Annotated in this window: 19 protein-coding genes and 1 tRNA gene; 11 read left to right on the forward strand and 9 right to left on the reverse strand. The window is 34.8% G+C overall.

Features of this window, described 5'->3' with window-relative positions:
* Positions 1 to 352 precede the first annotated feature (352 nt).
* Positions 353 to 1,573 carry an MFS transporter gene (locus ACFIK2_RS03065; protein ID WP_375618195.1) on the forward strand — a complete coding sequence of 407 codons (1,221 nt, stop codon included), beginning with the start codon at positions 353 to 355 and terminating at the stop codon, positions 1,571 to 1,573.
* Between the two features lie 871 nt (positions 1,574 to 2,444).
* Here ACFIK2_RS03065 and carA read toward each other — a convergent pair.
* The gene (carA, locus tag ACFIK2_RS03070; protein WP_375634636.1) at positions 2,445 to 3,641 is read right to left on the reverse strand and encodes a glutamine-hydrolyzing carbamoyl-phosphate synthase small subunit; all 1,197 of its coding nucleotides are present in this window, start codon (positions 3,639 to 3,641) and stop codon (positions 2,445 to 2,447) included.
* 259 nt (positions 3,642 to 3,900) lie between these two features.
* On the opposite strand from carA, the gene ACFIK2_RS03075 reads away from it, so the two are divergent.
* On the forward strand, positions 3,901 to 4,353 hold the full coding sequence (locus ACFIK2_RS03075) for a GatB/YqeY domain-containing protein (protein ID WP_375609255.1): 453 nt from the start codon (positions 3,901 to 3,903) through the stop codon (positions 4,351 to 4,353).
* A 675-nt stretch (positions 4,354 to 5,028) separates the two neighbouring features.
* On the opposite strand, the gene ubiC is transcribed toward ACFIK2_RS03075, so the two are convergent.
* From ubiC to ACFIK2_RS03095, 4 genes are all read right to left on the reverse strand, one after another.
* Positions 5,029 to 5,535, reverse strand: coding sequence for a chorismate lyase (gene ubiC / locus ACFIK2_RS03080; RefSeq protein ID WP_375633038.1), 507 nt, complete (start codon positions 5,533 to 5,535; stop codon positions 5,029 to 5,031).
* A 1,100-nt stretch (positions 5,536 to 6,635) separates the two neighbouring features.
* Complete coding sequence (locus ACFIK2_RS03085) at positions 6,636 to 6,887, reverse strand: GlsB/YeaQ/YmgE family stress response membrane protein (RefSeq protein WP_375611967.1); 252 nt, start codon at positions 6,885 to 6,887, stop codon at positions 6,636 to 6,638.
* A gap of 858 nt (positions 6,888 to 7,745) precedes the next feature.
* Positions 7,746 to 9,437, reverse strand: coding sequence for a Na/Pi cotransporter family protein (locus tag ACFIK2_RS03090; protein WP_375633036.1), 1,692 nt, complete (start codon positions 9,435 to 9,437; stop codon positions 7,746 to 7,748).
* 69 nt (positions 9,438 to 9,506) lie between these two features.
* Positions 9,507 to 10,724 carry a mechanosensitive ion channel family protein gene (locus tag ACFIK2_RS03095; protein ID WP_375633034.1) on the reverse strand — a complete coding sequence of 406 codons (1,218 nt, stop codon included), beginning with the start codon at positions 10,722 to 10,724 and terminating at the stop codon, positions 9,507 to 9,509.
* 134 nt (positions 10,725 to 10,858) lie between these two features.
* Between ACFIK2_RS03095 and dnaG the strand changes: the two genes are divergently transcribed.
* The 3 genes from dnaG (at position 10,859) to ACFIK2_RS03110 (ending at position 16,257) form a co-directional block, all read left to right on the forward strand.
* Positions 10,859 to 12,796 carry a DNA primase gene (gene dnaG / locus ACFIK2_RS03100; protein ID WP_375642926.1) on the forward strand — a complete coding sequence of 646 codons (1,938 nt, stop codon included), beginning with the start codon at positions 10,859 to 10,861 and terminating at the stop codon, positions 12,794 to 12,796.
* Positions 12,797 to 13,169: 373 nt separating this feature from the next.
* A complete protein-coding gene (rpoD, locus tag ACFIK2_RS03105; protein WP_375611971.1) occupies positions 13,170 to 15,185 on the forward strand; it encodes an RNA polymerase sigma factor RpoD in 2,016 nt (671 codons plus the stop codon).
* Between the two features lie 610 nt (positions 15,186 to 15,795).
* Complete coding sequence (locus ACFIK2_RS03110) at positions 15,796 to 16,257, forward strand: YcgN family cysteine cluster protein (protein WP_375633030.1); 462 nt, start codon at positions 15,796 to 15,798, stop codon at positions 16,255 to 16,257.
* Positions 16,258 to 16,286: 29 nt separating this feature from the next.
* Here ACFIK2_RS03110 and ACFIK2_RS03115 read toward each other — a convergent pair whose 3' ends face one another.
* Positions 16,287 to 17,030 carry an SIMPL domain-containing protein gene (locus ACFIK2_RS03115; protein WP_375634633.1) on the reverse strand — a complete coding sequence of 248 codons (744 nt, stop codon included), beginning with the start codon at positions 17,028 to 17,030 and terminating at the stop codon, positions 16,287 to 16,289.
* 170 nt (positions 17,031 to 17,200) lie between these two features.
* Here ACFIK2_RS03115 and ACFIK2_RS03120 point away from each other — a divergent pair.
* Both ACFIK2_RS03120 and ACFIK2_RS03125 read left to right on the forward strand, forming a co-directional pair.
* A tRNA-Ile gene (locus ACFIK2_RS03120) sits at positions 17,201 to 17,277 on the forward strand.
* A 1,699-nt stretch (positions 17,278 to 18,976) separates the two neighbouring features.
* The gene (locus ACFIK2_RS03125) at positions 18,977 to 19,168 is read left to right on the forward strand and encodes a hypothetical protein (protein WP_375633027.1); all 192 of its coding nucleotides are present in this window, start codon (positions 18,977 to 18,979) and stop codon (positions 19,166 to 19,168) included.
* Here the strand turns inward: ACFIK2_RS03125 and ACFIK2_RS03130 are convergent.
* Positions 19,092 to 19,406 carry a helix-turn-helix domain-containing protein gene (locus ACFIK2_RS03130; protein ID WP_007347852.1) on the reverse strand — a complete coding sequence of 105 codons (315 nt, stop codon included), beginning with the start codon at positions 19,404 to 19,406 and terminating at the stop codon, positions 19,092 to 19,094. The genes ACFIK2_RS03125 and ACFIK2_RS03130 overlap by 77 nt on opposite strands.
* Before the next feature lie 610 nt (positions 19,407 to 20,016).
* On the opposite strand from ACFIK2_RS03130, the gene ACFIK2_RS03135 reads away from it, so the two are divergent.
* The 4 genes from ACFIK2_RS03135 (at position 20,017) to ACFIK2_RS03150 (ending at position 21,253) form a co-directional block, all read left to right on the forward strand.
* Complete coding sequence (locus ACFIK2_RS03135; protein ID WP_375613352.1) at positions 20,017 to 20,142, forward strand: hypothetical protein; 126 nt, start codon at positions 20,017 to 20,019, stop codon at positions 20,140 to 20,142.
* Positions 20,143 to 20,157: 15 nt separating this feature from the next.
* On the forward strand, positions 20,158 to 20,412 hold the full coding sequence (locus ACFIK2_RS03140) for a hypothetical protein (RefSeq protein WP_375676876.1): 255 nt from the start codon (positions 20,158 to 20,160) through the stop codon (positions 20,410 to 20,412).
* Positions 20,413 to 20,718: 306 nt separating this feature from the next.
* Positions 20,719 to 21,030 (forward strand): hypothetical protein, encoded by a 312-nt coding sequence (locus ACFIK2_RS03145; RefSeq protein WP_375613354.1) that lies wholly within the window; start codon positions 20,719 to 20,721, stop codon positions 21,028 to 21,030.
* 52 nt (positions 21,031 to 21,082) lie between these two features.
* Positions 21,083 to 21,253: a hypothetical protein gene (locus ACFIK2_RS03150; RefSeq protein WP_375621377.1), complete on the forward strand. Its 171-nt coding sequence runs from the start codon at positions 21,083 to 21,085 to the stop codon at positions 21,251 to 21,253.
* 529 nt (positions 21,254 to 21,782) lie between these two features.
* Here the strand turns inward: ACFIK2_RS03150 and ACFIK2_RS03155 are convergent.
* Positions 21,783 to 21,962 (reverse strand): DUF1508 domain-containing protein, encoded by a 180-nt coding sequence (locus ACFIK2_RS03155; RefSeq protein ID WP_142416545.1) that lies wholly within the window; start codon positions 21,960 to 21,962, stop codon positions 21,783 to 21,785.
* 390 nt (positions 21,963 to 22,352) lie between these two features.
* Complete coding sequence (locus ACFIK2_RS03160; RefSeq protein WP_375611979.1) at positions 22,353 to 22,892, reverse strand: helix-turn-helix domain-containing protein; 540 nt, start codon at positions 22,890 to 22,892, stop codon at positions 22,353 to 22,355.
* Positions 22,893 to 23,184: the final 292 nt, after the last annotated feature.

Below are 23,184 nucleotides of genomic sequence, written 5' to 3' on the forward strand. Positions count from 1 at the left end.
TTTATGATGATTATTAAATATTTAAATTATTATATGTTATTGATTTATCTAATAGAGTTGATGTTTTAAAAATTAGCAGTATGATAAGTGGTAATAATGTATTATAAAATTAATCATAATATCTATAAAATTATTTTGATATTCTATGTCTTACGAGGAATTGTTAATGATTTATTCTCATAAGTATTTTTTCATTTAATATAAAATATATTTTTATCTTGACTCTTTTTGTAATTTTTAATTTGTTATTATTTTGTATGTGAAAAGTATAGGTTATAGAATACTTTTAAAAGGAAACGGGAGTTAAAAGAGAGCGGGGGAGTCATTGTATGCGTAAAATAGTGTGTATGTTATGCAAGACCAAATGCTCAATCCGAAATTTGTTCAGCGTGGGCTCATTTTAGTGTTCATCACTTTATTGTTAGATATTCTTTGTATTGCGATCATTTGTCCTGTTTTGCCTGAATATTTTTCTCAATTAACTGGAAAAGAGGTCAGTACATCTTTTGTAGAAAGAGGAAAATTACTTGCAGCTTATTCAGTGATGCAGTTTTTGTTTGCTCCTGTTATTGGCAATCTCTCTGATCGTTATGGTCGTCGTCCTATTTTGCTTCTCTCTATTATCTGCTTTGCTCTTGATAATCTCATATGTGCTATAGCATGGAGCTATTCTATGTTATTTATCGGACGTCTTTTGTCAGGGATAAGTGGCGCTAGTTTTGCAACTTGTACAGCTTATCTTGCGGATATATCCGATGATAAAACCCGTACACGCAATTTTGGTTTGTTAGGCATTGCATCCGCATTGGGGTTTATTTTAGGATCGTTTATTGGTGGTTTTTTAGGTCAGTTTGGTCCGCGTATTCCGTTTTATTTTGCTGCTGGTTTTTCTCTCATTAATTTTATTTTTTCTTGGGTTATGCTTCCAGAAACCCTTTCTTTATGGAATAGGCGCTTTTTTGATATTAAGCGGGCAAATCCCTTAGGTGCTTTTTGGCATCTGAAACAATACCCGATGGTTCTTTGGGTGTTATTGGTCTTTTTTCTTTATTGGTTTGCGGAATCTGTATGGTTAAGCATTTGGGCTTTCATTGCAAAAGAACGCTATGATTGGAGTTCTTTTTCTATTGGACTCTCCTATAGTGTTTTTGGGATAGGCCAATTTATTGTAGTCGCTCTCATTTTGCCTTATTTTTCTAAACGATGGAGTGATTGGCATATTGTTATAGTGGGGCTTTTGTTTGCCTCTGTTGCTATGCTGGGCTATACATTCGCGACGCAGGGGTGGATGGTATATATGGTTTGTGTGTGTACTATGCTTGAGTATCTTGTTCATGCACCTATACGTGCTATTGCTTCAGCGCAGGTACCGACAAATGTACAAGGAGAACTGCAAGGAGCGATGACATCTGTTATTTCGTTGAGTTTAACATTTGGTTCTGTTTTTTATGTGTTTCTTTTTGAATGTTTTACAGATAAAAATGCACTGTTTTATTTTTCTGGTGCTCCTTTTGTTGGAGGCTTTTTTCTTCTTGTTGTTGCGACAGTTATTTTTGTCTTGCGGGTACGTTAATTTATTGAGAGGGGCTGGTACGTACTATTTTGCTAGAGAATGCACAAGATAAACAAAATGTATCATTTTATAGGCAGAAAGTTTTTTGTGATATTTATTTCACAAAGTGTTGTATAGAATATCGATATATCCTTCTCATTTAGTGAAAATAATTTTTTTATTTTGTGATATTGTTTGTAGAGGGGGAGTCCGTATTTTTTCTATTGCTTGCAAATTAATATCCAGTGCTAATGCAGCAGCATATTGAAAACAAAGATTAAAACGTATCTGAGTTAGATGTATCAGTATTGTATGAACAATTCCAAATTTTATATGGCAAATTGGAAGTAAAATATTGCTTATATTTGTTGGCATCACTTCTGGAATCGAAAGAAAACCTCATTTTGGAAGAATATAAAGTTGTAAAATTGAAAAGATGTTTTCTGTTTTGCTATTACTTTTTTATTCGGCTTTACAGTTTTCAAAACCATCTACGGCAATATCTTTTAAAAAGTAGAGATTTGTTGCATTGTCTCACACTTTAATTTTTTTTATTCTTTAGGAGGAGTTATGCTTCTCATGCACAATAGAATGCTTAAAATTGTACTGTGAATCAAATACTTATTTGAAGGTTAGGCACTTTACTCTTTTTAAAAATGGTTTTTATCGACCCACTTATCTTGCTTGGGGGGAGAAGCCAATGATTTTGATGGATACGACCTTAAGAGGAGAGGAATGAGAAAAATTTAAGCTATTCAGAGCGCTCTTTTTAGTTTCAGAATGATAAATAAGAATATTTATTCAATAAGTTGTAGGTATAAAAATAATATAATTGTGCGTAGGAAGATGATATAATTTGAAGGAGAGAAGCTAAAAGGTGAGGCTTTTTATTTTAAGATATTTTTTTATAATTCATAATGAGATCACTAAAATGCTGAAAGAGGTAGTGGCTATCTTGTGGTCCCGGAGAAGCTTCAGGGTGATATTGAACAGAAAAAATAGGTTTTCCAATGATTCGAATACCACAGTTTGAGCCATCAAAGAGAGAAATATGTGTTTCTTGAACATGTTGTGGTAAAGAGGCAGAATCTACGGCAAAACCGTGATTCATCGATACAATCTCAACTTTTCCAGTGTTAAGGTCTTTAACTGGGTGGTTGGCACCATGATGTCCTTGGTGCATTTTCACGGTCATTGCACCAACCGTAAGAGCGAGAAGTTGATGACCAAGACATATTCCAAAAATTGGTAAATTATGATCAATTAATGTTTTGATTGTTGGAATGGCATATTGAGCCGTAGCTGCGGGGTCTCCTGGTCCATTAGAAAGAAAAACGCCATCAGGGTTCATTGCCAGAATTTCTTTTGCAGTTGTGTGGGCAGGCACAACAGTAATGCGGGCTTTTTGTGTTGCCATAAGGCGAAGAATATTACGTTTAATACCGTAGTCAATTGCAATGATATGAAGATTGTGCACATTGTTTGTACCGTATCCTTTATTCCAACTCCATGGTTTTTCATCCCATTGCATTGAAGATTGAGATGTCACATCTTTCGTAAGGTCAAGATTGACGAGACCGTGCCATTTTTGCGCACGTTTCTTTAAAGAAGGAATATCAAAATTTCCATTAGCATCATGTGCAATGACAGCATTTTGTGCACCTTTTTCACGAATAAGAATTGTGAGTGCACGTGTATCAATACCACAAAGTGCAATAATTTTACGCATTTTAAGCCATTGATGAAGATTTTCATTGGCACGATAATTTGAAGGATTTGTAATATCTGCCTTGAAAATAGCGCCAACAGCACCATGACAATTGAGAGGAGAGAGATCTTCAATATCTTCGCTATTTGCCCCTACATTTCCTATATGAGGAAAAGTAAAATTAACGATTTGTTGTGTGTATGACGGGTCTGTGAGGATTTCTTCATAGCCTGTGATGGCGGTGTTAAAACACACTTCAGCTTCAGCGATACCTGTAGCACCTGCTCCTTTGCCTTCAATAACGGTTCCATCTGCTAAGACTAAGAGGGCTGTAGGTTTTTTGATACTCCAAGGGTGGCTGGGTGAAGTCGCTTGTATCATAGTATGTATCCACAATTTATTCTCTGAAAGGTATAATGATCAACTTTACACAAAAATCATACCTTTAGCAGATGCTGTGTATATTATTCTGGTAACGTTTTGCTTGAATTAGGCAGTATAAGTACATTCCATGAAGAGGTAAAGTCTTGTTTTAGCTTTTCGAAGATCGAGTCCTTAATTATTTTTTTTATCCTCCATTGCAAGATGGATAAAGATTGGTTAAAAGGCATCTTCTTCTTGAACAAAATTGGATAAATTTATGTTGCGTAACCAGATTGATGGGGCTCTTAGGGCTGCTTTGAAAGCGCAAGATAGTGCGCGTCTTGCTACACTTCGTTTAATGAATGCTGCAGTTAGGGATCGTGATATTCTTTATTATGATGAGGGGAAGCTAGAAGTGGATGATCAGCAGATACAGTCTGTTTTCACTAAAATGCTTCAACAGCGTGAAGAATTGATGCGAGCCTATAAAGAGTCTGGTTGTTTGGAATTGGCAGAGAGAGGACAAGCAGAAATAGAAGTTATTCGTGAATTTCTTCCCTATCAACTTAAGGAGATGGAAGTAGAACAGGTTCTTTGTGAAGCTTTGGCACAAACAAAGGCTGAAAAATTACGCGATATCGGTAAGGTGATGGCATGGCTTAAGGAACGGTATGCGGGGCAAATGAATTTTTCTAAAGTGTGCAATAGTCTTCGTAAGAAATTGCAATAGATCTTGTTAATTCAAGGGGATTGGAAAATATTTTTTATTGTGCGTCGCCTTTGTAAGTCAGTAGAATGTTGATAAATTTCATTTATTTGTACACACATACTATTATAAAAAAAATAACTTTTTGATATCAATGAAACTTTTTGGGCTCTCATAGAGCAATGAAACATCTTTTATGTATTATATTTTCTGTTTTTCAAAGCTGTTAGACCATTAAAAAACAAAAGTATTATAGAGTTTTTACTTTTTTAAAAAGATCTATTGTCAGCACTGTTAAAAATTTTAAAATAGGATGATTAAGGTAATTGATACAGATTTCCAATTTTGGGGAGTGTATTATTGTCTTTTTTGCTGTTTCAAAGTATTTTTTTGATAAAAAGTTTCCGTATTTTAGAGTGGTGATTATTCAGCAAGAAATTTAAATATAGATGGTTTTATCAATATGTTGTGTATCTTTTTAATTCAAGTGCTGGTTTTAATGATAATAAAATCAAAACTTTAAAACGTTTTTTCTAGGGAAGAGATTTTTAAGTTGAGTTTATGAAATAAAAAGATCTTTTGAAAAGAAGTCTCTGTTTGTAATGTGTTCTTGAGATAATTTTGAAATTCTTTTCTCTGATTAAATCCCTTATAAGCTATATAAAATCTATAAATTATGCAGAATAAAATGAGTAACCTCTATTTGTGGGGATACAGTGGTGAATCTGTTAAAAATAGTTCAGTTAGCAATAATGGCTTACCCGTTAACCACAAACGGGAACGGCGTGCCCATAGTGCACCTTGTTGACCAATATGAATGTAATCGCGGGTTAATTTGTCATTGTTAAATAAATAATGTCCTAGAGGTACAGTTCCCAAATGCATTAAGGCTTGATTGTGTAGGAGGGTTTCTTGTGGAATTACAGTGCGTCCAAGGAGCCAAGGTTTATTATCTCCCATTAATATGACTTCACGTAGCCAATAACGCGCACTTTCGGGGAGATGCTCTGCTTCTTCTGTTAATTTATCTCGCGTAATAAAACATTCGCGTTGTGGTTGAACTTGGAGGCAGGTACAATATTTCTTTAATCGAAGCGTCATTGAGCCCGATTCCATGAGCCAATCGCGAACGTTTTCTGGTATTGGAGGACTTTGATCAGAAAACCACTTTAGAGGTGGTAAGATGGAATCTTCAAGATCAGACATCGTTTTACTCCACAGCTAAAGTCTTATTCCATATGTTATGTTGGGTTAAATAGATAGCTCTATTGTAATACAAGGAGTATAAAAGCAGCAAGATTTTAACAGGAAGATATCAAAGGGAAAATCGAAAGCAAAGGTCTTTAAAAGAAGATATGCAGGAAGTATATATTATAGGATTATTTTCATTTAAAAAAGCAAAATAAAGTATTATGTTTTGTTCAAGGCGCTTTCACAATGCGTTACGGAAATTTCTTTATCGCATGAGAGCAATGGGAAAAATGTTTCGTACTTTAAAATTCGTTTGTAACGCATATAAAGAAGAGCTAAAAATTCATCTATGCAAGATGATATAAAGAGGAAGTTTTAAGAGGAACAAAACTTTATTTTATACTTTAGAAAGTGAAGAGATATTCAAAACTTTTGAATTGAGATGTAAAGGAGATCGTATTCTTTATAATCAAGAAGTTTATATTAATGAATATACTTTTTAAAACGTTTAAATATATTATATTATTAAAATTGTGAAGTATTACTTTATATTACAGGGTGTTTAGTAATTTTATAATAAAGTTTGCATTAATATTATTTCATATTTATTTTATATACTATTTTATTTCACATATTAGGGAAAAATTATTTATCATTTTGTGCTTACCTTCTCTTTCTTATTTCTTAAGAATGTAAAAAAGCGCTTCGAGTTTTTCGGTAAAAAGGGTATTGTTGATAGAGTGTATAGGTGTTAAGCATTATACGGTAAAATCTTTAATCATCGTTAGTGATTTTTGTAACCTTATGGGTTGTTATTACAGTGAGATAAGCTGGATTTGCGCACGTGGTACAAAAATAATTCGTATTTTGTTAAAGTAACGCAACATATCTCTCCTGCTATGCGTAAGTTTATATAGGTATGAAATGGTGCGTTATAAAGTTCTTTACTGCATTTGGTTTTATAATACGGTGATGGTGTATGCCTAAAATCGCAGCTTAAGCATCTCACCATCATATCAAAATTGGTAACAACAAGTTACAGGGGAATATTTCAAACTCTGCTAGTTGTTTCCTAGTTTTGTATTGAATCCCAAAAGGTGTAAAAAATAAATACTCTATGATCGAATTTTTTGTCCTATCCATATAAGAATACAGGCTCCTATAAAACCTGAAATAAGATAGCCAAGCCAACCAGCAAAACTTACACCTAAAAGACTAAAAAGAAAGCTTGCTAGCGCAGCGCCAATAATCCCTAAGATAATATTTAACAATATTCCTGTTTGGCTTTTCATAATATACTGTGCAGCCCAACCGGCAATCCCGCCGATAATAATAGCTGCAATCCAGCCGATGTTTGCATTTTCCATGATACCCTCCTTTGCCTGAATTTAAATTGTAACTAGAGTAAACTTTGTAAAAATCAAGGTTTATTCCTTTTTTACCCAGTGGAAAGGATATTTCTGTTAGAGATTTTACTTGTTACTTTCCTTTATATTAAAATAATACTCACATTTATATTATATATAATACTTAATAAGTATAAATTATATAATACATTTTAATTTATAAATAAATAAATTAATTGATAAATATTGAATAAAAGAAGAAAATATTAGTAGAAATGTTCTAAGAACTCATAAAGTGTATTTATAAGCTTTTTAAGCTCTCTCTTAAATTAAAAAAACAATTGTGATTAAAGTAATAAGTAAAATGGATATTTAAAAGTTTGGAGCTTGCCAATTGATATCAATGATGTTTGAAATGAAAACTGTTTCGTTGACACGTTATAGCATGGCTGTATAGGTTGAACCTCTACCAATCTTGATATAAACGTTGCATTTTTGTGGGGTTTTGTATTCCTTATAGAGTATTTCTGTTTCGCTGCTACTGTGAAGCGGTTCCCTTTTTAAAAGGCGGGTTTAAGTTAGAACTATCATACTCTTGACCTATTCTTTATGTGTTTAACAGTTTTGGCTTTGATATGGTTAGGCATTTTTACGTCTTTCTTCAAGAGTTCTATTCTACATGCTGCTTTGTTTGTAATGTGCAAGCAAATGACTTTGAGCAATTCATCATGAATAGATTTTAAATGAAAGAAACTTACGATGAAGAAAGCTCATTTAAATTGTCGAATAATAAGATATTTTGATTAAATCAATATTTTGACCATATTCAAAATTGAATAATCGATGTGATGTGTGTTTTATTCAAGTTATTTGAAAAGTTTAAGTTTTTTCTGCTTGTTCTTCAGCAGGGTTGCGTAGACGAGAACTTTGAAGAAGTCCCTGTTCTTCTAAAATGGGGTAGATCATTGAGGTCAAAAGAGAGTTGATTTGTTTGAGGTCGCGCACAGTGTCGAGATGAAGACTGGATGATTCTACATTTTTGAGATCCCCTTCACGCAGACGTTTAAAATGTTTTAAACTCATCTCTTTTTCTAAGTTTCGTAGTTGATCTTTTTTTTGTACCAATAGGTGTGCAGTGTGTGTATCACGTGAGACGAGAACGTTAAATGCTATATGCGCGTTGGCTAGTACAATGGCGTGGAAACGAAGGAGGTCACTCCAGCCCTCGCTGCTGAACTGTAAACCTTTTTGTTGTTTCTTTTTAACCAGCATCAACATATTATGAATAATGATATCGCCTGCTTGGTCTAATTTTATACAGGCGCCTAGAAGTTCTTGCGTTTGAAGAGCTTCTTCGTCAGATAATTTTTGTCCCGCTAATCGGGCCAGATAAAGTTTGATGGCGATATGTTTTTTGTCCAATATGGTGTTGAGTTGGTTGAGTTCACGAATAATATTGGGATCAGGCTTTTCATAAAGTCCCATAATTTTTTCTAGCATGATGTCTACAAGATCACAAATATGAATGACTTCACGCATGACATTCGAGAGGGCGAGAGTTGGGCGATCAAGAACACTGTCATCAAGAGCTGTTTGATCAGATAAATTGAGCCTTTTGTCGGCTTGCATTTTTTTTGCACTTATATTCACGATCTGAGTGGTTAATTTTAAAACCCATTTTGAAAGCGGTATTCCAGCAAGGAGAATGAAAACATTAAAAATGATATGGGCGTTGATCACTTGAGTAGGGGCGTTATTGCCAAGCCATGTGATGGGAGGGTGAAAGGAGAGAAATAAGATAAGTATAAGGATTGACCCTGCCCCACGCATGAGTAAATTTCCTAAGGGAACGAGGCGGGTATTAGGAGAGGCGTTGCGCGTTAAAAGTGGTGCTATAAGAGAAGAGCCAAAGTTGACACCAAGAACCATGACAACACAGAGTTGCGTATGGATAAGATCGTAGTTGGCAAAATTGACCAGCAAAATGATTCCTGCAATGGACGAATGTAAGAGGTAGGTTAAGCCAGCAGCCAACAAAAAAGTGGAAATAGGATCGGTTGAAAGATAACGAATGATGCTAGGCAAAATTTCGCTTTCACGTAAAGGTTCTGTCGCGGTACTTATCATCTCTAAAGATAAAATCAAAAGACCAATACCGATGACAATACGTCCTATTTGACGCCATTCACGTTTTTCTGTTGTCATGAAGATACAAGTGCCAATTAAAAGACACAAGGGTACAACAAGAGTGAGGTCATAGGTGAGAATTTTTACAACGATTGCTGATCCTAATTCTCCTCCACGTACAGCCATAAGTCCTGCTACCCCAGAGACAAAACCAGATTCAACGAAAGAGCCAACGAGGAGTGTTATTGCTGTAGAGCTTTGTAAAATCATTGCTGTAAAAAGCCCAAAACTTACGGCAAACAATGGTTTTGAAACGACGTGGCACATTTTATATTTAAGTCTGTCACCATAGGCGCGTTCAACTCCTGTGCGCACCATGCGTGTGGCCCAGAGAAGTAAAGAAATAGCGCCGGCAAGATGAAGGAGTACCAATGAACCATTCATGATACTTTATTCTTTCTTTGTTGTTGTGAATGTGGTTGCCTCAAATTAATAAATTGAAGTTTATTGTTTTTATTTCACTTTTGCTTTTAATACTTGATTAAAATCATAACCGCTTGGATTTTGAAAAACTTTTAGACCGAAACAGGGTAGAATGGAATAGAGGTGATCAAAGATATCGCCTTGAATTTGTTCATAGTCGATCCAAACGGTGGTGTTCGTAAAGCAATAGATTTCTAAGGGTAAACCATTTTCTGTAGGAGGTAATTGTCGTGCCATATAGGTCATATTAGGGTTGATGTTTAGATGCTGTTGTAGATAAGCAAAAACATAAGCACGAAAAGTTCCAATGTTGGTTAAACGGCGCGTATTGGCTAAGATATCATGATTTTTATCTAATTGAGCATTCCATTGATCAATTTCTGCTACTTTTTGCGTGAAATAATTTTCTAATAAATTAAATCGGGAAAGATATTTTTGTTCTTCTTTTGTGAGAAAATGGATACTTGATTGATCAATAAAAAGAGAGCGTTTGATGCGTCTTCCACCCGATTCTTGCATTCCACGCCAATTTTTAAAAGGGTCGGTCACAAGTTTGCGGATAGGAACTGAGGTGATGGTGTTGTCGAAATTTTGAACTTTAACAGTATGCAAGGCAATTTCAATAACATCACCATCGGCACCGAGATTGGGGATTTCAATCCAATCCCCAACACGAACCATATCAGTGGATGAAATTTGAATACCGGCAACGAGAGAAAGAAGCGTATCTTGAAAAATTAACATGAGAACCGCGGCCATTGCACCAAGACCGGAGAAGAGAATAAGAGGGGAGCGGTCAATCAATGTAGCGACCATTAAAATTGTTGCCACAGCAAAAAGTGCAATTTTAGCAATTTGAATATAACCTTTTATTGGTTTTAGTCGTGCTGTTGGTCGTTGTTCGTAAAGGATGTTAATGACATTGAGACAGGAAGAAATTGTCAGGACGACAAAGAAGATAATGAAGGCGTTGGCAACATTACCAATGACAGTGCTAAATGCATCGGGCAATGTTGAGATAAAATTAACACCAATTGAAAGAATAAAAGCTGAAATGATATCCGCTATGTATTGAATAGCATTATTAATATCGATCGTTGTATTTTTTGGGAGAAAAGAAGAGAGTTTTTTTGCTCCGTGAATAAGTAATTTTCGTCCTAGAAAGTTCACTAAAAGGGCAGCTATAGTAAGAATAACAAGCCAAGAAATAGCCTCTAACCACGGATATTGAGCAATAAATTCGATCACTTTTTATTCTCCATTTCTAAAAATATATGCAGTTGAGGGGTTAAAATTTTACAACTGCTTAAGAGGAAGTATTGGAATTATGCTCTAAAGTCGTTAAATATGCAAAAAAGAATTTTCAAACTCTGTGAGAGATAATGCGTTTTCCGCCCGATTTCCTTAATGAACTGCGTACGAGACTCCCAATTTCAACAGTGATTGGTCAACGGGTGGATTTTGATCCTCGAAAAAGTAAGCCTTCACGGGGAGACTTTTGGTGTTGTTGTCCATTTCATGGTGAAAAAACGCCAAGTTTTCATTGTGATGATCATAAAGGGCGCTATTATTGTTTTGGTTGTGGTGTAAGTGGAGATATTTTTACCTTTTTGTGTGAGCTTGATGGACTGCACTTTTCAGAAAGTGTAGAGCGTTTGGCTGATTTTGCGGGAATGAAACTCCCTATTTTGGATTCACAAAGTCATAAACGTCAACTGGAAAAAGCTGACCTTTATGATGTGATGAAAATTGCCACAGATTTTTTTCAATATAATTTACGCGATAAAGGAGGTATGCAAGCACGTCGTTATCTGGATGCACGTGGTGTTACACCAGAGCTTGTAGAGCGTTTCCGCATTGGTTTTGCACCGGTAAGGCGTACAGCTTTGAAAGAAGCTTTGAGTGCACGGGGCATTTCAATAAAGCAAATGGAAGAATGTGGGCTTCTCTCAGTGCATGAGGAGAGCGCGGATTCTTATGACCGATTTAGAAATCGCATTATGTTTCCTATCGAAGATTTGCGCGGACGTGTGGTGGCTTTCGGAGGGCGTGCATTAGAGAAAGAGACACGAGCAAAATATCTCAATAGCCCTGAAACAGTGCTGTTTCATAAAGGAAATATACTTTATAACGCGGCAGCAGCTCGCAAAAATAGTCGCTTTGTTGGCGATGAAAAAATTCATTCACTCCTTGTTGTTGAGGGGTATATGGATGTCATTGCATTGACTAAAGCTGGTTTTGAAGGAGTTGTAGCACCCTTAGGGACAGCATTAACGGAAGCGCAAATTGAGCTTTTATGGCAGATGGGGAAGGAACCTATTTTGTGTTTTGATGGTGATGATGCTGGTTTAAAAGCTGCCTTTCGTGTTGCTGATCGTGTGTTGCCTCTTTTAAAGGCTGGGGTTTGTGTACGCTTTGTTTTATTGCCACAAGGGAAAGATCCTGATGAAATTGTTTGTGCTGGTGGAGCACAGCTTTTTTCTTCTTTTTTGCAAAAAGCTATTCCTTTGAGTGAGCTTTTATGGTGGCGTGCTACCTATGGAAAGCATTTTGAAATTCCAGAGGCACGAGCAGCGCTAGAAAAACAACTAAAACAACAAATTTTTACGATTAAGGATGAAGATGTCCGTCGTTATTATTTGCAAGATGTAAAAAAACGCCTTTTTGATTTTTTTCGTTCCTCTTTTTCAAAACAAAAGGGGGAAGGGCGATATGGTCAATCTTCACCAAATAGGACCTTTAAAGATCAAACCTTTTCTCTGTTAGCAAATTCTGAAATAGTACGAAATTCTTCGCAATCTATCCCTTTGCGTGAAGCAGTGATTTTACTCACTTTAGCTTACTATCCTGAGTTGTGGTATGAAAATTTTGAAATTCTTTCTGAATTAGAATTAAAAAATACTCAATTGATAATTTTTCATCAAGCTATGTTGGAAATTCTTGGGGACCAACAGCTTCATGATAAAGAGACGATGGTTGCGTTCTTAGAAAAAAGAGGGCAAAAGGCTCTGTTAGAGCGTATGAAACATCTTGTGCAAAATATTGGTATGCGTATTATTCCTGGTGGAGCCCCTATAGAAGATGCGCGTGCTATATTAAAACAAGCTGTCTACTTGCATCTTCAAGAACACCACCTACATAAGAGGTTACAGGATATTGAAGAGCAACTTGTAGAAAATCCTAAGAGTGAGGTTTTTGATCTGCTTCGTGAGGTAAAAAATGAGCTGGAGCAGATGCAGGCAACAGAAGCGTTAATTGAAGGATTTGGAAGTTGGTTGGATGAAAAAATAGACGGGAATACACAAGATACGATAAAATGATTCGCTTTTTTAATGCGAATCAGTCACTTAAATTTTAGATGAGGAAGTTTATGTGGAGTGACATTTTTATAAAGATGACAATTAAATTTTAGGAAAAGCGGGTAAATTTTAGGAAAAGCGGGAAATTGGTTCTTACGATAGGGTGCAGAGATTATCTCAGAAGGGCTGAGAGGTGTCGGGGAAACTTCTGGAGTTTTCCCGCGTTTTTGTCTGGATGTCAAGTTTGTCTGGATGTCAGGGCGTATACAAAATGTATTCTTTCCAATGGTAATCTCTTAACAGGAAGTATATATGAGTAACTATTGGTAGATTTTAGTGAGAACAAAAAAACTGGTCACATGGAAACTGTGAAGTGATCGAGTGGAGTTATGGTATGGCAACAAAGGTTAAACAGAAAGATAATGCAGAAGTAACAAACCAAGCGAGTTTGGATAGTCCTCTTCTTGATTTTTCTGATGATGCCATCAAGAAAATGATTAAACTTGCCAAAAAAAATGGTTACGTAACAATGGATGAACTCAATGCAGTTCTTCCTTCTGACGAGGTTACATCCGAACAAATTGAAGATATCTTGGCGATGTTCTCTGAGATGGGGGTTAATGTTGTGGATGATGAGGATGAAGTTGAGTCTGAAAATTATGAAGAAGAAGTTACGGTAGAGGGGGGTGATTTAGTAGAAGCCTCTAGCCACGCAATTGCAACGACAACGAATAAACGCGAAGTAACAGATCGTACGGATGATCCGGTGCGTATGTATTTGCGTGAGATGGGAGCTGTTGAGCTTCTTTCGCGGGAAGGCGAAATTGCCATTGCTAAGCGTATTGAAGCAGGGCGTGAGACAATGATTGCGGGACTTTGTGAGAGTCCTTTGACTTTTCAGGCTCTTATTATCTGGCGTGACGAGTTAAAAGAGCAGCGTATTCTTCTTCGTGAAATTATTGATCTTGAAACGACTTATGCTGGTCCAGAAGCAAAGCAGGCTCCTGTTATTGAGCGAAGTGAAGTTGATAAGACCGTAGAAGAAAAAATGTCTTCTGGTATACGTAATATGGGGGAGAGCGCAGGAGAGAGAAACATTGAAGACGATGATGAAGAGGACGAGGACGATGTTAACTTATCGCTTGCTGCAATGGAAAATGAACTTTGTCCTCAAGTTATGGAAACATTGGATTTTATTGCTCAAACCTATGTAAAATTACGAAAATTACAAGATCAGCATGTTGAAAGCAGTTTGGCAGAGCGTAAAGAGGGGGCCCTTACATCTTCTCAGAAGAAGAAATATATTCAATTAAAGGGTGAGTTGATTCAAGCAGTAAAATCTCTTTCTTTAAACCAAAATCGTATCGAAGCTTTGGTTGAACAGCTTTATGACATCAATAAGAGATTGATTCATAATGAAGGTAAGCTGAAACGGATTGCCAATAGCTATGGCATTGGCCATGAGGACTTTTTAAAAGAATACCAAGGGCGTGAATTGGACGCAGATTGGATGAATTATATTGCTGCTTTGCCTACACCTGGTTGGAAAGAGTTTTCGGTGCGTGAAGCAAAAGAAATCCAAAAACTGCGAAGTGAGATACAAAATCTTGCGCAAGAAACGGCTATTTCGATTGGTGAATTTCGTCGGATTGTTATGCAGGTGCAGAAAGGTGAACGCGAATCAACAATTGCAAAAAAAGAGATGGTAGAATCTAATTTGCGTCTTGTCATTTCAATTGCAAAAAAATACACCAATCGTGGTTTGCAGTTTCTTGATCTTATTCAAGAGGGCAATATCGGTTTGATGAAGGCTGTGGATAAGTTTGAATATCGGCGCGGCTACAAATTTTCAACTTATGCAACATGGTGGATTCGTCAAGCTATTACACGTTCAATTGCTGATCAGGCACGTACAATTCGTATTCCTGTTCATATGATTGAAACAATTAATAAAATTGTTCGTACCTCGCGTCAGATTCTCCATGAAATTGGACGAGAACCAACACCAGAAGAATTATCTAGCAAGCTTTCTATGCCGTTAGAAAAAGTACGAAAAGTTCTTAAAATTGCAAAAGAACCTATTTCTCTCGAAACGCCTGTTGGTGATGAAGATGATTCCCATTTGGGTGATTTTATTGAGGATAGGAATGCGTTATTACCAATTGATGCTGCTATCCAAGCTAATCTGCGAGATACGACAACACGCGTTCTTGCTTCATTAACACCGCGAGAAGAACGTGTTTTGCGGATGCGTTTTGGAATAGGGATGAATACAGATCACACGTTGGAAGAAGTAGGACAACAATTTTCAGTTACAAGAGAGCGTATTCGTCAGATTGAAGCAAAGGCACTTCGTAAATTGAAACATCCTAGCCGTTCACGAAAATTGCGCAGTTTTCTCGATTCTTAAATAAAGGAATTCGTGTGCATTTTAATAACTTCCTCCTTCTTCTTAATGAAGGGGGGAGGTGCTTCATGTTGTACTTGGATACTTTCTTGAGAAAAACATAGGAAGAATTTGAACAATCTAGAAAGTTTACGATGTTTAATGTTTTTCTTAGCTTTGGGGCTTTATACTTCTCTGTCTCAAAAGAATAGATATAGGGCAAAGGGTGGTTATGGAGTAGAGAGTAGGGGGCTTTCAAGAAATGAACGATAAAAACATTACCTTGCGTATAGCGCGGCTCGTTTTTAAGAAATGAGATCTATTAGGAATAAACTTATATTGCAACATACGGACTTTTTGATGAAAAATGTATATTCTTTGCGGAATTTTTCTATCATTTTAGGTGACGCATTTTATTCTTCGTTAAGTTTACAAAGAGATGTTTCAATAGGTTATGTTCATTTATATGCGCTATTTTTGAATATTCTCTTTTTATTCAGATAGCTTTTAAGAACATGGTTTAAAGTATACATTGAGTTGAATCTTTTTAAGAGACAGAAATAGATGAAATTATAGAAATTAAACGTTTCATTTTTTATAGATCGTCTTAATTAAAAAAGGTGTGTCTGAGTTTATGAGTGAAGAACTTCCCTTTTGGAAAGTAAAAAAATTAGAAGAGATTTCCATTTCTGAGTGGGAGAGCCTTTGTGATGGCTGTGGCCGTTGTTGTCTCCATAAAGTTGAGGACGATGATACGGGTGACCTTTATGCAACCAGTATTGCTTGTCGTCTTTTAGATGGGCAAACTTGCAGGTGTCGAGATTATGCTCATCGTAAATCAATTGTACCAGATTGTATATCGCTAGATATTACGATAGTTAAAACAGCGCGTTGGCTTCCAGAAAGTTGTGCTTATAGATTAATTTATGAGGGAAAAGATCTTCATTGGTGGCATCCATTGGTATCAGGGGATTGTCAGACGATACATACAGCGCATATTTCTGCACGCGGACAAATAGAGATTTACGAAGACGAATTATTATCTGAGGAAGATTATCTTTATCATATTACTGGTCTTCTACGTGAAGGCCAGTAATATGATTTTTTATACAACTTGTTTGTGACTTAATCGATCGCAAAGACTATAGTGACGCTCACGTTATAATTTAATTCACCACCTGCAAAATTTGTATTTGCGTAGCTTACATCTGCTGCTCTACTCATGAGCCGTGGTGTTGGGTGATAGTAATCATCCTTTTCATTGATTTCAATAATTTTTCCTAATTTTAAACCGGCTGCTTGCGCTATCGTTTGCGCTTTTTCAATGGCTTCAGTAATGGCTTTTTTACGTGCTTCTTGATAAAATGGCTTTGTATCTGCGTTGGTAAAAGTAATGCCGTTAACTGAATTAACACCTAGTGTCATCGCTTGATCAAAGATTTTACCAGCATTGGTAAGATCACGAATGCGCACGGTTAAAGAATTTGAAACATGATAGAGTTTTTCATTATTCTTTTTTTCGTGGTGTTTATCAGAGGTCGACTGATAAATGGATAAGCCTGATGTTTGCAAATCATTTTCTTGGATGCCATTGTTTTTAAAAGCGTTTATAATATCATTGATGGATTGATTATTGGAAGCTAATGCCTTTTGGGCAGTTTTGTCATAGGTAACAACGGCTAGATTAATAATGGCCATATCCGGTGCTGCTTGACTTTCTCCGATTGCTGTCACTGTAATCGTTGCATTTTTCATTTTATTTTCTTCAGCATAAGCACGTACAGTCAACGATGTGGCTAAGAGTGTAAATGCTAATATAACTGTTTTAACCAGAGAACCCTTCAGTGGTTGAATTTTCTTTTCTATCATATCTATACCTTTATATTTGTCAGTTAATTATTCTCTCATTTTTAAGAGTTTTTGTAAAGAAATTAGAGCACTGAAAAAAAAACCAATAGAAAAGAGAAAAAGATGGGTTATAATCTTTGTCAGCTCTTGTATCATAGGGCATTTTAGTTTAGAGAGAAACAACCTATGTGGGGCCTGTAGCTCAATTGGTTAGAGCCAGCGGCTCATAACCGCTTGGTTGGGGGTTCGAGTCCCTCCGGGCCCACCAATAGGGAAATGTCCAATAGAAAAATGGATCGCTTATATAAAAGTTTTGAGATTCTACCTTTTTTGTTTTTTATTTATTTTCCTGTTTGTTTTAGAAGCTTTTGGTCGTTGTTTGTTGCAGTTTTTTCTCTCAGTCGCTTTAATATGATGGTATGTTTTCTTAGTCTCATCAAAGGAGTTCTCTCATTTGCAACCTTTTAGCATTTGGATTAACTGATATGGGGCGCTATTTACTTTCTTAATTCATATACTGTTTTGTACTTTTTCTGTGTGGTGTTCTTCATAAAATAGAAGGCTAAAAGCTTCATTGGATAAGTTTATTTATACTTGTTCTGCAAATAAATAGACCTCAATAAAACCAATTTTAAAGATTGGACCTGTTCAGAACAAATGGCTCAAAAAACATTTAGTGTAAATTTGCTTTTTTCTTAAGTGATGCTAAGGTCTTTTAGACGTTCGAATAGCATCATCGTGATGAAAGGTTAGTGTATAAGAGAATGTGATCTATGGGCATTCATATGTATCATGGGGCAACGATGATAATAACATTTGTTGATATTTTTTTTCCAAGAAAGGAATTCTATTTGATATTTTGAGAAATATTGTTCATAGTGACGGTGACGTGTTCTTTGAAAAGAATTTTATTAATTGTTCTTTGAAAAGTCAATTGAGTGATTATTTCTATCGCTTTGCATCATCCAGATTCTATTGTAATAAGCATTTTATTATTCTGTAAGAAATATTTTCTATGATATTAGAAAATTCATTAAAATGCCATTTTCTGTTTTTGTGTATTTTTTGCTTAAAGTTTAAATTATAGAGTTTTCATGTGATCCGAATTATTATTGAAGAACAGACGTCTTTTTTGATTTTACTCTCATAAGGAATTGGCAATATTGCGGTAACCCTAGCACTTTTTTGTATTGCTAACATTTTTCTCGTATTGATCGTATAGAGAGTTTTATCTTTATTATGAGTTTTTTCTCTTATGAAAAATTATTGGCAGGGAGGGTGTTTTTTTGGAAAAGTATACTTTTTCTTCAAAGTCATACTTTGAAAATATAATTCTTCATAATTTGCATAAGGGAATTTCTCTCTTGTTGTAAATCTGTATAAAATTTACGTACAAAGATTGTGCGTGGTGATTCGTTTTATTTTTTAATAGTATCATTTTTGCTTATGATAGAGACTTATATTAGTATTTACAAGGGGCGTTTAGAGGGGAGGTTACCTGTAAACGTGTTACAGAGTTTTAGGTAATGTGGCTCTGTTTATAAGAATTTATTCCTATAACATTGTTATATTCTTGCTTTGCAATATTGTTAAAAAAATATAGATGGTGCTATGTAGAATAAATTGTGATGTATTTTTTTCAAAAAGCTTTTTCGTGTTCTCTTATATAGAGTTCAGGAGTGTCTTCAGGGATATTTTCACATTAGTTTTTATTGGTCCGAATCGCAAGATCTGCGTAACATTATTCGCGTTTTTGATAGATTATACCAATTTTCATAAGAAGGTCTGGATCGTGTGATGCTTTCTGTTTCACCATGGTGCATGACTAATAGAACTTCATCTGATTTTGTAAAATAAGTTTGTACACAATTGCTTCCATACTGCCTATTGCAAATATTTTTTTCTAAGGTATGAGATATATTTTAAACGCTTTAGCGTTATATAGTGTGACTACATGGAGTATGACTATGAAGAATGATAAAAAATTTGAAACAACTTTATCTGATATTATTGTGAAATGGGAGTCTTTATCGACGTCTCAAAAGCAAGCGATATTGGATAAAGTAGAAAATTCTACAGATTCTACAGATTCTGCTCATTCAACAGAACATTTAAGGCTTCAATCTTCTTTTTATCTCCAGACGAAATCAAAGTTATGAGTTTTAAGTCTTCATCGGAGATGTTGAAACCAGTTATTACATATATGGCACTAGCATTTCCCAGTGTATTCAAAATAGCCATGAGTTTGTCTACAGAAGGCCTCTTGCCTCCATTTATCATTTGTTGGACGTAATTTTGTCCACAGCCTGCAGCTCTGCTTATTTCAATCATTGTTCGTCCGTCACTTTTTATTAATTCAACTAAGCGTTGGAACCAATCTTTTTCAGTCTTTGTCATTTTTAGACCTTTACATATTTACGCTATAGCGTTAATATTGCGTTGCGAATCCAGAATATATGATACAAGGAGCGTGAAAATATCCATGTGTAGCTCTTCGCTAAGGAAGCATATAGAGTTGTTTTTAACTAATAACAAAATGTCCCCATACACTTTCAGATTCGAATCAATAAAAATGGTTGCTTAGTTCCACGGTTGTGAAAAAGTAAATGTGTATACCAGAAAGGGCGATACACACTCGTATGTTTATGAGATTTCACTATGATAGTATACGTAGCAGCATTATAAATCAAGATATACCCCAACATCAGAATTTGTAAAAAAAAATTCTGCGTTGAGGTAGTGTGTGAATATAACGAAGCTTTAGAGCCTTAAGAGATAGGATAATGGCTGTAGAAAAAATGTAAATTGCATAGACAAAGAATACTGATTTCTTCTTTATTGTAATAAATTAGATCACTATCAGATGGTATATCGTATATATGCGTAAAAAAATGGGAAATATCAAAAAAGTGATCTTGGATATTTTATTAAACAGGAAGGTAATCTGATCCACAAAGGTGGTTGTTTGGTAGAATTGTACATTCGATCAATGCCCTTATGGCGATGAATGTGTTTTTATGATGCTGCGGTTTATAATGAAGTCTGTGTTTATAATGATATTGTTATTGATAACAATGCATTAACATATGGTTGTTTAGTTGTTCGTAAGAGTTCGCATGTTTATGAAAAATAAGAACTTTATCGTTATTTGAATATGAGTGGAGATGCATATGTTTATGCTAATGCGGTCTTTTTTGATCAAGTTTTGAATGCTCAATGTATTGAATTTTGTGGTGATACTCGTGATTTTAGAAAGGCTCGAGTTTATAATGATGCTTTAGTTTGTGGTGATATAAAGATTTGTGGGAAGGAAAAATTTTACAGAAATGCTGTGCTTTGTGACACTGAAGATTTTTGTAATAATGAAAAACTTTCATATATAGCCGCATTCCTCATGGCGTAAAAAAGGAAGATAGGAACGATTTGGGCAAGGCTTGTATGATTGGATTGCGTCGTTAGTTTTATTTGACGTTCCTTATTTTTTGTATTTTGTGTCAATAAACGTGTCGCAAATAATTGGTGTGAGTGTAGATTTAGCCGCTTTCAGAGATTTGTTTGCGTCATTTATCAATGCTTTAATGGAGAAAATAAGAACGCCGAGAGTGACTGTTCACACTTGGAACATGCAATTTATTGCATTCTTTTTTTGATTGAGGATGAAACAAATTGGTCAAGATGATCACTTGAGCGACAATTAAGGGAGATCCAAATGAGTGTAAACGAAATTTTATTGGGAGCAATGATTGTTGTTTTGTTGTGCAGTGGGGTTATATTTCGGTTTTCTTTATATTATCGCAGTCAAGTGAAAATTTTAAAAGAGGAATCTAGAAGAATAAAGCATGAGTTTTTAAGAGATTCTATGAAGATGACTGAAGAACGAGATAGGGCTATTAGAGAGCAAAGTATGGTGATTAAAAGACGTGACCAAGCAATTGAAAAACTGAAAAAACAAATTAAGCAATATGAAAAAAATGAAAAGAAATATAAAAAAATGCTTAAATCTGAAGATGATAAAGAGTGATTGTATTCATATTTTGCATTAAAGGGTTTGGAAATGTGTTAGGAAGATTGGAATGACGAGAGAGATAAACTTTAATGAAGCCAATTATGGTGCTGATGGAGAGATTGTATTGGAAGAGAATATTCAAGTTTACTCTGATTTTATGACAACATTTAAGTTTATAAGACAGAGCGTCGTTGATCATAAAATAAGAGTTTATGATGATAAACCAGTTTATAGGTAGGCTGGTTATTAAAAAGCGCGTCTATACAATCCAGCAATTTTATATTATTACTGAAAACAATTTTGCACGTTCTTTTTAGATGTAAGGTATAAATGCTACGATAGTTTCAGCTAATAGGTATAAAAAATTGCATGATAATAGAAAGAAAGAGATATTTGCTTTTTATGAAGATGAAATGGGTAAGTCAGTTATGATTATCAGATACAGAAGAGGAATATGAACGTAAAAGATATTAATATCTTGTAGAGTAAATATATTTCTCATTGATGATTTATCTTCTCTTCATGTGCGTTTATTTTTTATGAAAAATACAAAACTTAAAAGATTTTCTTTTTGATAAAGGCTATAGAGATTTGAGTATGATTGAAAATAAACATATAATCTGTAAGAATATGACTGTTATTTGTGAGTGTCAGAAATAATACAGAACTTCCTATCATTGAGGGGAAATCAATCACTTTTCATTTATCACAAAAGTGACTACCATACCATTATACAAAATAGACGCTTGTTTTAATGGTAAAGAACGTTAGGACTGTAGTTCTCTAATAAGAGCCTTATGTGTAATTTCTTTTATTTGCTCAATATTGATTAGGATATCTTGTTTTGTTGGATAACCTTTACTAGAAAAAGCAATTTTTTGTGCATCTCCTGAGATTAAACGCCAGTACCATTGATTGTGAACTCCTTGAAACACCTCAAAATACATGCTTCCCACCTCATAAAATAGCTGATAATTTTCAGGATAAATATTTAACTAATCCGCTTGTAAACATTAATGTATGTCTCTCTAGGAAGTCGTCAATATATTCCCCTTAAATTTTCTGACCTTAAAAAATAATTTCTATGAGAGCTATTATTCTTTTAACAAGAAAAAATTTATTGTCAATAAGATATGAATGAGAATTTTATACTATAAAATTATTTTTTTTAATTTAAAGACACTATACTTTCATTTACAACGCAAATATTTTTCTGTCGTTACAGAAAAAAGTTTATAAATTATATAAAATTTCACCAGCAAGGATAAAGTAAAAAATACTTTTTTCCATACTGGTAGAGTTTAATCATTTCTTGTTTTTTCTTTTTAAATAGACGTTTATTGATTAGCTATAACCTCTTTTTGGGATACGCTTCGAATGAGTAAATCAATGAATAAGCTAAGGGTATAAGAATTGGCCATTTTAGCTTTCATATCGATAAGAGAGGTTGTAGTTTTAGGGTTAAAACCATTTGATAAACCTTGTCTTGACAAATATTGCTGCAATTTTTCATAAGAACTGTCGATTTTTTCTTGATTTAGTTTTTCGTTACGATCACTATCGGCAAGAGTTTCTTCCAGCCCCTCGATTTTTTTAATAAAATAATTCCAGTCAAAATCACCTTTTGTATATTCGGTGTCAAACATTTTTCCTTGTCCAGTTAAAAGCCAATTAATATTGACACCATATAACGTGCGGTATGTTTGTAAGACACTAAGATTGGGTTCTCTCTCTCCACGCTCATAAAAAGCAATGGAATTTTTTGTCATGCTAAAACTTTTAGCTAAGGTTTCACGTGATGGATCGCCTAAAGCAAGACGTACATAACGTAAACGTTTTCCAAATATGGTTTTTGATTCAGTTTCAGGACGTGCCACGAATTATCTCCCTCGGTAAATCATCATGGTATAAATCATTAAATAATAAAAGCACACTATGTATTAATATTCTATGATATAATGTCAATATTATAGCTTTAATTTCTTGTTGTTTTTTTATTTGTGTAGCTAGAAAGCAATCTTGCACTTATTGTATTGACAATTGATATTCACTTCAAAACAAAATTCCTTGTTGCTACATTTGTCTCTTGCTTTTTTTGAGAGAATTTTCATGTAACTTTACCATATATATTCTATACACCTCTGCATTAATAGATGCAACTTTAAAGAG

The organism is Bartonella sp. AP88XZML (assembly GCF_042195565.1).
Lineage (GTDB): Bacteria > Pseudomonadota > Alphaproteobacteria > Rhizobiales > Rhizobiaceae > Bartonella.

Coding starts and splice junctions, on each gene's coding strand:
- ACFIK2_RS03145 (WP_375613354.1), top strand. CDS start 20,719: ATGAGTGTAAACGAAATTTTATTGGGAGCAATGATTGTTGTTTTGTTG.
- ACFIK2_RS03115 (WP_375634633.1), bottom strand. CDS start 17,030: ATGATAGAAAAGAAAATTCAACCACTGAAGGGTTCTCTGGTTAAAACA.
- ACFIK2_RS03125 (WP_375633027.1), top strand. CDS start 18,977: ATGAAGAATGATAAAAAATTTGAAACAACTTTATCTGATATTATTGTG.
- ACFIK2_RS03135 (WP_375613352.1), top strand. CDS start 20,017: ATGTGTTTTTATGATGCTGCGGTTTATAATGAAGTCTGTGTTTATAAT.
- ACFIK2_RS03085 (WP_375611967.1), bottom strand. CDS start 6,887: ATGGAAAATGCAAACATCGGCTGGATTGCAGCTATTATTATCGGCGGG.
- ACFIK2_RS03090 (WP_375633036.1), bottom strand. CDS start 9,437: ATGAATGGTTCATTGGTACTCCTTCATCTTGCCGGCGCTATTTCTTTA.
- ACFIK2_RS03065 (WP_375618195.1), top strand. CDS start 353: ATGCAAGACCAAATGCTCAATCCGAAATTTGTTCAGCGTGGGCTCATT.
- ubiC (WP_375633038.1), bottom strand. CDS start 5,535: ATGTCTGATCTTGAAGATTCCATCTTACCACCTCTAAAGTGGTTTTCT.
- ACFIK2_RS03075 (WP_375609255.1), top strand. CDS start 3,901: ATGTTGCGTAACCAGATTGATGGGGCTCTTAGGGCTGCTTTGAAAGCG.
- dnaG (WP_375642926.1), top strand. CDS start 10,859: ATGCGTTTTCCGCCCGATTTCCTTAATGAACTGCGTACGAGACTCCCA.
- ACFIK2_RS03110 (WP_375633030.1), top strand. CDS start 15,796: ATGAGTGAAGAACTTCCCTTTTGGAAAGTAAAAAAATTAGAAGAGATT.
- ACFIK2_RS03130 (WP_007347852.1), bottom strand. CDS start 19,406: ATGACAAAGACTGAAAAAGATTGGTTCCAACGCTTAGTTGAATTAATA.
- ACFIK2_RS03150 (WP_375621377.1), top strand. CDS start 21,083: ATGACGAGAGAGATAAACTTTAATGAAGCCAATTATGGTGCTGATGGA.
- rpoD (WP_375611971.1), top strand. CDS start 13,170: ATGGCAACAAAGGTTAAACAGAAAGATAATGCAGAAGTAACAAACCAA.
- carA (WP_375634636.1), bottom strand. CDS start 3,641: ATGATACAAGCGACTTCACCCAGCCACCCTTGGAGTATCAAAAAACCT.
- ACFIK2_RS03155 (WP_142416545.1), bottom strand. CDS start 21,962: ATGTATTTTGAGGTGTTTCAAGGAGTTCACAATCAATGGTACTGGCGT.